Source organism: Clostridium sp. HGF2 (assembly GCF_964240115.1).
GTDB lineage: Bacteria > Bacillota_I > Bacilli_A > Erysipelotrichales > Erysipelotrichaceae > Clostridium_AQ > Clostridium_AQ innocuum.
In genome coordinates this window covers 52,548-64,430 of the sequence record NZ_CAXSSO010000018.1, presented here as the reverse complement: position 1 = coordinate 64,430, position 11,883 = coordinate 52,548, and the positions used below count along the sequence as shown (strand labels likewise).

The following is an 11,883-nucleotide window of genomic DNA, read 5'->3' as shown; positions in this document are numbered from 1 at the left end:
TCAGGTAAAAGAATCAAGCGAGGATTGTACAGAAGCAAAAATGGCATTCTAATGAATGCCGATATCAATGGAGCAAGCAATATCATACGAAAAGTATATCCATGTATGCCAGAGCGAGAGCGATGGAGTAGAGGTACGGTGAACGTACCAGTTACGTGTATCTGAACACGAGCAAAAAGTTTTGATGAATGTGCAAGCATTCATTGGAAGCCGCCTGCTCTATAGCTGGCGGTAGTTCACTTTCCTTGGAATCTGTGCGGTTGTCATCGGTATGTTTCATGAGCAGGACACCTATGCCGTGTTGAAGCAGGAGGTACTGCTGTTTGACTATGAATACAGGAAAGAGCTTTGCAGGGAATATCAGGTACGGCGGAAAAAATATGGATTTGTGGCCGTTCCCTGCTGCATCCTGTTTGTTGCAGGAATCGTTGCATTGGCTGCCACGAAGCGCGGTTACCTTCCATGGAGCGAATACCATGCTTTTATATTTCTGGGTTTAGCCGCAGGGCTTTTGGGATTTGTGTATACCGCAGGGATGCTGGATGCCTATGAGCAGCTTGTGGAAAATGAGAAATACACGGGACGTCTGCTATTTAAGCTCAGAAAGAAAATACGAACAAAGATTGATTAGCTTTCACAGGCTTGCGTGCCTGCCGTGTTAAGGTGGACAACAGTGCCTGTGAGGTGTCTTTGCAGATACCGCTGCATGATGCAGGTAACGTAATGACTGCTGCAAATCCGGCGTGTTCAGTGCTGTTATTATAATGCACGGATTTCCATGATTTCGGGAATCCGTTTTTTTCTTTATTGTATATAAAAGTCACACTCTGTTAGAATTGTATTCATTCCTAGCGTAGTGTGCCTTTTATGCTTGCGTATGGACAGTAAAATACTTACAAGTATTTAAAAAAGAGCATGATACTGATGACTAGACCAATCGCCCCTATGACAAGGAAGATTATACCGATACCGGCTGCTTTCTTTCTACGCTCAATCTCGGATTGACTATCTGGGGACAGATCAATGAGTGGATAGTTTCTTCTGCCAATAAGATAAAGAAGCAATCCACTTGTATGATTGCCGTTCATTGCAAGAAATCCCCAAAGCTTTGGATGCTTCAATCCCCTTGCTGTAGCGTCGATCACAGTAATATGATAGATCTGATAGATCATTTCCAATGCTCCTACAATAAGAACAGCACTACTGATAACTGCTGAAATCATCATTTTTGTTTCCATATTTTCCTCCTATAATTTTTTTATAATCTGATAAAGTAAAGCAGCAGAGCTGATGATAGCAAAGCAGAAGACACCTATCAAATAATATTGATTATCCCGCAGGAACATATTGAAGGCCACAAGGAGTATCACAAGCAAAACATTGATCATAATAGCGGCTATCAGCTTACGATTGCTTTTCACGATATTCGTATTTTCTTCTAAATGCTCAATCATTTTATCATCACCTTTTAATAAATCATCAAGACTAAGAGAATAAAGATTACTCAGATCAATAACGTTCATGATATCCGGATACGATCTTTCATTCTCCCAATTTGAGATTGTCTGCCTCGTAACTTTAATATCTTCAGCCACCTGTTCCTGTGTCAGTCTGGAATTGATACGAGCTTCCTTTAATTTTTTTCCTATCTCCATATGCATGTACTCCTTTCGGATACATCATGTCACTTTAGGGAAAAAAGTCTATCAAAATTATTTTACATTGTCCGTTTTGGGTACTAAAAGGGTTTATACATGTGAATAGTTAGTGTACAGTGCAAAAAGGTGTATAGAAAATAACATATTTCACACAGAAACAGATCGAACAAGTGAATTCTGTAAATCTAATGTCCATGAGGAAGGAACAGGAACACCTGCAGCTGCTAAAAAAGAATGCCCCTGCGGCTTTTAATGTAAAGCATTATGCGGAAATGCTGGAGATGAAGCGGAGAACATAATGCATCTGTGCTGCTGGTGGAAACAGGTAGCGTCAGGAAGAATTGAAGGTGTCGCAGGCAGGGTGGTTTTTCATGCAGAACTTGTCCCGTACTTTGATTATCCGGAAATCTTCTGTTCTGTAAAGGAAAAAAATGCAGCGGTTATTTGCTGCCATAGGAAAAAAGCCGGAGTTCATTCATCCCGGCTTTTTGTATATAAAGCATGCTGCGGATACAGGCTGTTACATTTATTTGATCTTTCCTATGATATATGATTGCATTACAATATTATATGGCGTATAATATTATTGAAGAAAGGTGATGTATATGACATTTCAGCTTGGCTCTGCATTGCTGGACGCCTGTGTGCTGGCAACGCTGCACAAGGAGGATACCTATGGATATCGTCTAACGCAGGAGGTAAAGGTTGTGATGAGTGTGAGTGAGTCAACACTGTATCCTGTTCTGCGAAGACTCATGAGAGAAGGCTATCTGGAAACCTATGACCAGCAGCATATGGGCAGAAATCGAAGATATTACCGATTGACAGATGCAGGAAGAAATAAATATAGGGAGTATGTTGAGGAATGGAAGGCATTCTCAACAAAAATCAGTGGTATTCTGGAGGGAGGAAAAGAACATGAAGAAGGCTGAGTATATAGCGGAACTGAAGCGAAGGCTTGCGAATTTTTCACCATCTGAGGTGGAGGATGCAGTTTCGTATTGTGAAGAATATTTTGAAGAAGCAGGGGATGGGAATGACCAGCAGGTCATAGATGATTTAGGGACACCGGCACAGTTTGCAGCGCAGCTGAAGGCAGAGAGGTCCATACGTCAGGAACAGCAGCATCGAAACTATCGCAGAGGAAATAATCCAAACAGCTCATTGAAAAATGCAGGGATGATCATTCTTGGTATCTGTGCCCTGCCGATTGCTCTTCCGCTTCTGTTTGCGGCTATTGCCGTAATGTTTGCACTTGTGATTACCGTATTTGCATTGGGCGTAGCCGGTATTGTATCCTTTGCCTCTATATTGATTACAGGGATACCTCTGATGGCAAGTGCTGTTACAAACTACCATACGCCATCCAATGCATGGATTGCGGCAGGTGGCGGATTTTTATGTATTGGTTTGGGCTTACTGCTTTCTATTTTGTTTTTTTCACTCATTCGTACCGTGCTGCCTGCGTTTACCAATGCACTGACACGGCTGTATCATAAGGCACAGGGAGGAAAACGGCATGAAAACGCATAGAGGGATACGTACACTGGTTGTGGTGTCTGTAGTTTCGATGGTATTGGGATCCTTATGTATTGGTGTGGGGATCGCAAAGGGTGGCGATTTGCGCTATCTGCATGTTGACAAGGATACGGTAGACTGGTGGCCGTTTAACGGAAGCTTCGGTATACAGTTGGGAGATAGCTTTGATTTTACATCCTGGGAGGAGGAGAAGCACAGCTATAAGGAGCGCTGGGATCAGTCGCTGCAGGAAGTGGAATCGCTGTCACTTGACGTCAGTCTGGGAGATGTCCGGATTTACCGGGGAAAGGAAAATAAAATTACATTCCTCGATATTCGCAAGGAAAAAGTGAACATCAAACAGGAGAAGGGCAATGTAACGGTTACCGTAGACAATCCGGATATAAGCAAAGGGAATCGGAATCGAAATGATACGATTATAGTTACGTTGAAGGATAAGCAGTATGAGCGAATATACGTTGAAGATAAGCTTGGTGACATTCAGCTGAAAAACCTGTCCGCAAAGCATATCACCATAGAAGAAAAGCTGGGGGATATTACGCTGGAACATATCGTTTCCAAAGATTTGGCGATTGCGCAATCTGCCGGAGATATTGAGGTGGATGGACAGCTTTATGGAAACAGCGTAGTGAAAAGCAGCATGGGTGATATCACGATTCATGTTCGCGGAGATCAGAAGGATTATCGCTACAGGGTTAAAAATACAATGGGAGATACACAGATCCAAAACCGGGAATGGGAGCTGTCATGTGATGCAGAGGAAGGAAATCGATCGAGTGACAACTACCTTCAGCTACACAGCAGTATGGGGGATATCGATCTGCAGTTTGAAGGATGAGTAGCTTCGAGGAGCTGGTCAGGGAGTGTGACAGACTGTGGCTCAACTGCCGCTGTACCAGATTAAGGCTAAGTCCTGTGAAAAAACAGGTACAAAAAGAAAACAGGAGGAAAGCGGTAGCGCTGAAAGCAGACTGGGAAACGTTTTTACAGCATGCTGCAGAAAATTTGGAGGATGCAGGGTGGAAAACGGAAATGGACAGACGTGTTCTTGCTTTGCTTCGCAGTGAATCCGTTCTGAATTTCGCAGTGTTAAAGCCTGCGGTTCAGGAGGAATTCCTATCCATTACCAAGCAGTTCGTTCGGGATGCCATGTGCTTTGATACTGCGCTTGAGCTGGATGATATCATGCAGGCAATGCGGAATGTCTGGATCATTTTGCTGCTGGAATGTATGCTGGAGCGGAAGCTGTGCTATCACAAGGCGATCTTCGCCTACAGTATGCTGTATCCGTATACCGATAATTTTCTGGATGACCCTGCTATCGACAAACAACGGAAAAAGGCGTTTAACAGCTGGCTGAGCGAACGTCTGAAGGGGGAACAGAGGCCGATGGATGCAGACCTGTATCGTCAGGTAGATGCCCTTGTTTCCATGATTGAGGATACTTTTCCCCGCCAACAGTTTCCGGATGTGTATGATGCACTTCTGCGCATTCAGGAGGGCCAGATCTTGTCCGTACAGCAGGACAGCAGACTTTGTGAAGAAGAAATACGAAGGATATCCATATACAAGGGGGGAGCCTCTGTTTTGGCTGACGGCTATCTGATGGATGGAGACCTTTCTGAAAAAGAAGCATTTTTCTGTATCGCCTACGGTTTTCTTTTACAGGTGGCAGATGATATACAGGATATGGAGGAGGATCGCATTCTGTGCCAGCATACACTTGCCAGCATGCTGCACGGGAAAAGACAGCGTCTGCGCCTTGCACAACGCCTGCATACCTATCTGCATGAGGTGTTGTTTTATCATTATCCAGCAAAAGCCAGCGCAATGCAGTCCTTTGTTGAGAAAAATTGCCGGTTCCTGCTTATCGGATCGATTGCAAAGCAGCTGCATCTGTTTCCAAAGCCGTTTGCATACCGCATGCGGCGCAGTCTTCCTCTCGGCCTGGATGCTGTAACCACTTTGATGAACGAGAGCAGTGCGATGCTGCAGTCCGAGCAGATTCACGCTGTTATACAGGCCTATGTGCAGGCGTTGTGAGGCTGACTATGCAGACAACCGTGTAAAAAGACAGGGATTAACTTCAGAAACATGAAAAAGGCTTTACTATAATAAAAGACTTATCCGGAAACAATCGCTGTATGCGATAAGTGCAGAACAGCCTGCTTCCATGGATAAGTCTTTTTCTTTATGGTGATTTTTTCCTCTTATTTTCCGATATAGGTGAAGCGTGGTGTCAGTACGCCATCAACCAGAATGCTCTCACAAAACATAGCAAGAGGGCGTATCCAGACCTCCTCGTTGCCATATAGCTGCCGGTATACAACATAGCGCTCCAGCGTTTCACTGTGTGTTGCCACATACAGCACGCTGTAGCATTTTCCTTTGAAATGGCGGTATTTTCCAGGCTTTACTTCCATGCCTTCCACCGGAAGACCCTCTGCTTCCTTTAACGGCTTTACAAAAATTGGTACTGCGTATACCGCTGATTGTTCTTCCTCCATCAGGTCCCGGGCTTCCCCGTACGGAATACTGCAATCTTCTGTCACAGTCTGTTCACTCTCGTTATCCTTGTACAGAATGCAGGAGCTCTTTGCGGGAATGGTAAGCTGCAGGCTTCCGCCTTCACTTCTGTATGTCGTGCCACGCAGAAAATCCTTCCAGCAGCCCTGTGGGATAGGCAGCTCTGCTTCATAATCCGCATCTGCCACATTGCATGCGATATACAGACTGTCCTGCTCACAGCTTCGACAGAATACAAACTGTTCATTACGAAGCAGTACCTGCTCATAGCTGCCGTGACTGCAGGCTTTCATCTTATGCACGAAAGAAAGCAGTGCAAGGTGCTCACAGAGCTTTTCTGAATCAAACTCACACAGCTGCAGGCAGGGGCGGATATCGGCATCGCTGCCATTGTGCTTTCTACCCTCAACTGCATATTCACTGCCGTAATAAATGCTTGGAATTCCCGGCATGGTGAAGAGGATGGTATATATATTAAACAGATCCTCTTTGTTTTTAACAGTGCTTGCCAGACGGTTTACGTCGTGATTATCGACGAAATTATACAGATCCAGTCCTTGATAGATTCCACCGTTGCCAAACTGTCGGTTTAAGGAATATCCGATTTCAAAATAATTCTTTTCATTGTGAGAGGAATACAGTCCCTTATAGCATTCATAATTGGTAACGGAATCCAGCATGTCGGGATTTGCCCAGCGGTTGTAATCACCGTGTATGATTTCCCCCATCAGCCAGAAGTCCGGATTTTTTTCTTTACAGAACGCCTTCAGTCTGCGAAAAAATTCGGGACGTATACAATCGGCTGCATCCAGGCGCAGGCCGTCGATGTGAAACTCATCCATCCACATCGCAATACTATCCAGCAGATAGCGAACAACCTCTTCATTCTCCAGATTGAGCTTTACCAGATTATAGTGTCCTTCCCATGCATCATAGGTAAAATCATCATTCAGCGGACTGCGTGCATGAAAGTGCAGGTTGGAAAACCAGTCGCAATAGGTTGATTTCTCCTTCTTTTCCTGAACATCGCGAAATGCCCAGAAATCACGACCGACATGATTGAACACACCATCCAAAACGATGCGGATATCGGCTGCATGCAGGCTGTCGCATACCCTCTTGAAATCATCGTTTGTACCTAAGCGATGATCCAGCAAGCGGTAATCACTTGTGTCATAGCCATGCTCATGGCTTTCAAAAACCGGCCCCAGGTACAAGGCATTGACTCCCAGCTTTTTCATATGGAGAATCCAGTCCTCCACCTTCTTTATGGAGTGCGTGATCTCCTCCTCATGATACTGCGCTGCGCCAACAAAGCCCAGCGGATAAATGTGATAAAATACTGCTTCTTTGATCCAGCTTGTCATAAATTCACCTCTAATATTAGTATACCATGGAACCTGGTTGGCAAAAAGAAAAAGGATGCTTTTTACGCATCCTCTCACACTTATTCAATAGGAATAAAGCGTTTTTCTTCAACCTTGCGGCTCTCTTCCTTCGGGAAGGTGATTTTCAGTTCGCCGTTGTCGAAGCTTGCACGGATATCCTCCTCACGGATTGCATTTCCGACATAAAAGCTTCTAGCACAGGAACCGCTGTAGCGCTCCTGACGGATGATGTTTCCTTTGTCATCCTTCTCTTCGTTGGAACTGTTTTTTGCGGCTGTAATGTTGAGGTATCCATCCTTTAAATCCAGATGAATGTCTTCCTTCTTATAACCAGGCAGCTCCATGTCCAGCAGATAGTTACCGTCTAGCTCACGAACATCTGTTTTCATGCAGCTGTTGCTCTTTGTGAAAAACGGATCCTTCCACATGTCTTCAAATGTGTCTGTAAATACGTCAGGCAAAAATCTCATCATAAAGTCCACCTCTTTCTATCGTATTGTATGATTCAGATTTTTCAGATGTGTACAAATATCTGCGGGAAGCAATACTATATCCATCGCCTCGATTCCTAAAACCATGTCCTACAGGTACCTTACCTCATCTTCACTGTTATTATATCACATAATTTAGCACTGTCAATACCTGAGTGCTAAAAACATGATTTTTTTCTAAAGTCGTTATGATTTTAGGCTTTAAATAATCAGTGCAAAGGCTGTAAAACACTAGAGATAGAAGGACATGTACCTTCTATGCTCTTGTCATCATCAGAGGAAGCCTCACATATTTTACACGGGCAGTGAATTGAGTCCTTCACGAAAACGATGCCTGCAGGCTTTTTCGTTTAGCATCCGCACAAGAGAACTTATGCCGTTTTGCGTCTTGTGAAATAATAATACATAGCATATAATGATGAAAAAGAAGGGGAGGAAGCGATATGGCAGCTATTATTTTTCTGGCATTGGGTGCGCTGATGCTTTATTTTGCAGTGGAGATTGGCATGCGAAGGCGTATTGCATTTCTGCATGATTATCATTATCAGAATATGAAGGAAGAGGATATCACACCCTATCTGCATCTGATGGGAGTGGGGCTTGCTGTTGTGGGGATATGCTTTGTCAGCTCTGCAGTGATTCTGTCGTGCCAAAAGGTGCTTTTTCTGCCGGTGTTGTTTGGCGGTCTGCTTCCGGGAATCGGAGTTATGCTCTATGCTCAGTATCGCTATAACGGAGGTATCTTCAGCTGATCATACATATAATACATATAAATAAAGAAGCTGTCGGACTGTGAATCGTATAAAGCAGCGTGAAGCTTTAAGGGAAAATGCTGGCATACGGCATCTTTGAAAAGCTTAGCAGGCAGATAAAGAGTAGAAATCTTTGCTGCAGCTTCAGGATGGCAATCAAAAAAAACAGGCAATTTTGAATTTTGCCTGCTTTTCATCAGCCTAAGTCCCTGTTTCATTGCCCATATTGCTTATGGCTATGCTGCTTTTTTATAAATAGTACGGCCTTCCTTGATGGTTTCCATGACCTGAATGTCACGGAGCTTCATCGGCTCAGCCTTTAATGGATCCTCATTTAGAATAACCAGATCTGCCAGCTTTTCGGCCTCCAGTGTACCCTTGCGGTCCTCCTCGAAATACTGATAGGCGGCGTTAATGGTCACAGCCTTCAGTGCTTCCAGAACACTGATGCGCTGCTGTTCACCCAGTACGACACCATTCTTCGTGACACGATTGACTGCAGCCCATACACTTTCCAGCATATCCGGCAGAATAACCGGGGTATCCTGATGGAAGGTAAAGGGAATGTGATTTTTCAGGGCACTGGCGGTACAGGAGATATTTTCTGCCCGCTGTTTTCCGAAATTGACAAGGTGTACATCACCCCAGTGATATACATGGGCAACAAAATAGCTTGGCATCACGCCGGTTTCTTTCAGCTGCGGCAGCTGATCCGGACGCAGGGTTTGGGAATGTACCATGACCGGACGGGTATCTGTGGTTTTCTGTCTGCTGTGATGATAGCCGTTCAGCATCTGCTGGCTTGCGGCATCTCCGTTGCAGTGCACCAGCAGCTGGCGGTGTTCATCAAGAGCCTGCTGTACGTAGCCGTCCACCTGCTCATCCGTATAGATCGGATAGCCGCAATAATCACCGCTGTTTACATACGGCTTGCTCATCCATGCCGTCTTACCCTGTGGGGAGCCGTCCAGAAACAGCTTGTAGCCGCCGATGCGAAAGTGGTTCCTGTACTCCTTAAGGTCCTCTCTTTGCTGAACAACCTCGCTGTCCTCCACGATATCCACGTATGCAACCATATCCAGCAGCATCTGATCGCTGCGGCCAAGGCGTTCGTAAATATCCACCTCGCTCCTGTGCGCAAAGCCCTCCTGTGCTGTGGTAATACCGAAGCTGGCATAGATTTTCTGTGCCTCGACGGCATACGCATCAATGTTTTCCAGACTCATGACACGTTCTCCGGGACCACGCATGAAGGTAACCTCTTCCATATATCCGTTCAGGTGTCCCTGCTCATCACGGCCATAGCTTCCACCCTCCGGATTCTTCACGCTGTCATCCAGACCATAAGCCTGCAGAGCCATGGTATTTAAGACTCCCATGTGGAAGGAGGAGTGTGCAAGAATGATAGGATGCGTACGGCTTGCGGCATCCAGCTCATGGCAGTTTGGATGCCGGTGCTCAGCAAGTGCATTATGGTCATAGCCAAAGCCCATCACCCATTCACCATCCGCTAGCTGTTTCTCTTCAATGTAGCGTTTGATTTCCTCCTGAATATCCGCAACACAGGTGCAGCTTTTCAGCGGAACAAATTTCAGGGTGTTCGCAAACTGCAGCATGTGGGAGTGCGCATCGATAAAGGAGGGCATCAGGCATGCTCCCTGCAAATCGATTCGCTCACAATCTGCCTCGCATAGAGGCTCCAGATCCTTCCTTGTGCCGACTGCCTGAATACTTCCGTTCTTGATCAGCAGTGCCTCACTGTATAATTCGTTTTCCTTCATCGTAAGGATGGTACCATTTGTATATAATTTCTGCATCTTTCCTCATCTCCTTATCACTGATGCATGAATTTATGCCTGTTCTTTTTTTGTAATCGTAATGCCGCCGGTACTGAAAATACATACAAGGGAAAGAATTCCCAGTACATAGAGTGCATACTGTGTGGAATGCATGCGGGCCTGTGCATTCAGACGGACAAGCTCCTGCTGCTCCTGCGGCTTCATGGTGAGATCCGACAGGGAAGAGATAAAGGCCTCATCCGACATAAAGCTGACATTTTTTGCTTCCTCCTGCTGTACAAGGGAGGCGGAGAGCAATGCATCCTTTTCCATACTGCTTCCCAGATTGGCATTGATCGTGAAAATCATAACCATGCCAAGCACCGCAACACCGATTGCCTGTCCGACATTTCTTGCGGTAGCCTGTATGCCGCCGGATTGCTGGGCATCACGCTCATTGACAGCCAGTGCCACGACATTGCTTGCCTGTGCACTCAGCATTCCCTGACCGATACCGGCAATGATCAACCCGATATACATGCCGATGGATACTCCGTGCTCCTGCAAAGAGAATGCCATAGGGATCACGGAAACGGCAAGCAGGATATAGCCGATGCGAAGAATCGTTTTCGGATGTACCTGCGCTGCATATTTCGGAACCCCCATGGATGCCGCAAACATGGGAGCACCGACACAGATCATCGCAACCCCCGTCTGAACGGCATTGAACCCACCGACAACCTGCAGATAGGGATTTACCAGCATAACAGTACCTCCCAGATACAGGAATACAATGGCGCTGGCGAACAGTCCTGCACGGACCTGCGCGGATTTCAGAAAGGAGGAAGGAAGCAGGGCACATCCGTTCTTCTGTTCAATGCTTTTTTCCATAACGACCAGTAGAGCAAGAATGATGACACCAAGCAGCGCAAGCGGCAGGGATGGGGAGATTCCAAAAAGCGTAAACGGTGCCTGCAGCGGTGTTATAAGTCCCCATACGGAAATCTTGGAAATACCGATCAAAAACAGGAACAGACCGATTGCCGCAACGATCGTTCCGCGCACATCCATTTTCAGATTCTTTGTTGAACGCTCAACCTCGGGGATTGCCGTTGAACCGATGAGAATCAGGAAAAAGTAAACGGCGAGTGCACCAAAGGCAACCCGAAAACCAAATGCATCCAGCAGAAAGCCGGCTACGATGGGACCTGCGGCTGCCGCAATCCCGGTGGCTGCACCGATGGCACCAAACGCGAAGACGCGTTCCTTACCACTGTAGATTCCCGGGATCAGTCCGAGAACGGAAGGTATCATAAAGCTTGCGCCCAGACCGACCAGCAAACGGCCGCCCCAGGTAAACATAACAACATTGGTGGAGATGGCCAGCATGAGCTCTCCGATGATGGCAAGAATCACACCGATGCGGAAGTTCTTTTTCCAGCCGATGATGATTCCCAGCATTCCGCCGGCAACCATAAACGCCCCGGCACAGAGCGAATACACCATATTGGCAAGCTGAATGTCATTCATACTTGCATGCAATGCGGATATCAGTGCGTTTGTCGCGACACTGAGAACCGCATTATCCCCTGAGGTTCCAATCTGTGTAAACATGAGAACGATCAGTGGAAGATATATCATCTGTTTCTTTTGTTTTAGTACAGTTTCCATAGCTATTGCCTCCTCAAATACTTACTTTCTATACCATAGTCCATTATAGGCCTGTTGAAGGCGTTGTTAAGTAGCAAAAT

General features: G+C 45.9%; 12 protein-coding genes. 6 read left to right on the top strand and 6 right to left on the bottom strand.

The window, feature by feature from the left end; all coding sequences use genetic code 11:
* Window positions 1-271: 271 nt before the first annotated feature.
* Window positions 272-631, top strand: coding sequence for a hypothetical protein (locus ACESPQ_RS20335; RefSeq protein WP_002609741.1), 360 nt, complete (start codon window positions 272-274; stop codon window positions 629-631).
* A 262-nt stretch (window positions 632-893) separates the two neighbouring features.
* Here ACESPQ_RS20335 and ACESPQ_RS20330 read toward each other — a convergent pair whose 3' ends face one another.
* Complete coding sequence (locus ACESPQ_RS20330; protein WP_373144848.1) at window positions 894-1,238, bottom strand: hypothetical protein; 345 nt, start codon at window positions 1,236-1,238, stop codon at window positions 894-896.
* A gap of 9 nt (window positions 1,239-1,247) precedes the next feature.
* Window positions 1,248-1,655 (bottom strand): helix-turn-helix transcriptional regulator, encoded by a 408-nt coding sequence (locus ACESPQ_RS20325; RefSeq protein WP_373144847.1) that lies wholly within the window; start codon window positions 1,653-1,655, stop codon window positions 1,248-1,250.
* Window positions 1,656-2,263: 608 nt separating this feature from the next.
* Between ACESPQ_RS20325 and ACESPQ_RS20320 the strand changes: the two genes are divergently transcribed.
* The 4 genes from ACESPQ_RS20320 to ACESPQ_RS20305 are packed head-to-tail and all read left to right on the top strand — an operon-like array spanning window position 2,264 to window position 5,240.
* Complete coding sequence (locus ACESPQ_RS20320; protein WP_002609745.1) at window positions 2,264-2,590, top strand: PadR family transcriptional regulator; 327 nt, start codon at window positions 2,264-2,266, stop codon at window positions 2,588-2,590.
* Window positions 2,577-3,191: a DUF1700 domain-containing protein gene (locus ACESPQ_RS20315; protein ID WP_002609746.1), complete on the top strand. Its 615-nt coding sequence runs from the start codon at window positions 2,577-2,579 to the stop codon at window positions 3,189-3,191. Before ACESPQ_RS20320 ends, ACESPQ_RS20315 begins: the two co-directional genes overlap by 14 nt.
* Window positions 3,178-4,035: a DUF4097 family beta strand repeat-containing protein gene (locus ACESPQ_RS20310; RefSeq protein ID WP_109771016.1), complete on the top strand. Its 858-nt coding sequence runs from the start codon at window positions 3,178-3,180 to the stop codon at window positions 4,033-4,035. The genes ACESPQ_RS20315 and ACESPQ_RS20310 overlap by 14 nt, the downstream gene beginning before the upstream one ends.
* The gene (locus tag ACESPQ_RS20305) at window positions 4,032-5,240 is read left to right on the top strand and encodes a hypothetical protein (protein ID WP_109771017.1); all 1,209 of its coding nucleotides are present in this window, start codon (window positions 4,032-4,034) and stop codon (window positions 5,238-5,240) included. Before ACESPQ_RS20310 ends, ACESPQ_RS20305 begins: the two co-directional genes overlap by 4 nt.
* A 167-nt stretch (window positions 5,241-5,407) precedes the next feature.
* Here the strand turns inward: ACESPQ_RS20305 and ACESPQ_RS20300 are convergent, their stop codons facing one another.
* Both ACESPQ_RS20300 and ACESPQ_RS20295 read right to left on the bottom strand, forming a co-directional pair.
* The gene (locus ACESPQ_RS20300; protein ID WP_109771018.1) at window positions 5,408-7,090 is read right to left on the bottom strand and encodes a DUF1653 domain-containing protein; all 1,683 of its coding nucleotides are present in this window, start codon (window positions 7,088-7,090) and stop codon (window positions 5,408-5,410) included.
* An 80-nt stretch (window positions 7,091-7,170) separates the two neighbouring features.
* The gene (locus ACESPQ_RS20295) at window positions 7,171-7,584 is read right to left on the bottom strand and encodes an Hsp20/alpha crystallin family protein (protein WP_002609751.1); all 414 of its coding nucleotides are present in this window, start codon (window positions 7,582-7,584) and stop codon (window positions 7,171-7,173) included.
* Between the two features lie 461 nt (window positions 7,585-8,045).
* Here ACESPQ_RS20295 and ACESPQ_RS20290 point away from each other — a divergent pair, with 461 nt between their 5' ends.
* The gene (locus tag ACESPQ_RS20290) at window positions 8,046-8,354 is read left to right on the top strand and encodes a hypothetical protein (protein WP_002609754.1); all 309 of its coding nucleotides are present in this window, start codon (window positions 8,046-8,048) and stop codon (window positions 8,352-8,354) included.
* 236 nt (window positions 8,355-8,590) lie between these two features.
* Here ACESPQ_RS20290 and ACESPQ_RS20285 read toward each other — a convergent pair whose 3' ends face one another.
* A complete protein-coding gene (locus ACESPQ_RS20285) occupies window positions 8,591-10,171 on the bottom strand; it encodes an amidohydrolase (protein WP_109771019.1) in 1,581 nt (526 codons plus the stop codon).
* A 33-nt stretch (window positions 10,172-10,204) separates the two neighbouring features.
* Window positions 10,205-11,803 (bottom strand): MFS transporter, encoded by a 1,599-nt coding sequence (locus tag ACESPQ_RS20280; protein ID WP_002609758.1) that lies wholly within the window; start codon window positions 11,801-11,803, stop codon window positions 10,205-10,207.
* Window positions 11,804-11,883 lie beyond the last annotated feature (80 nt).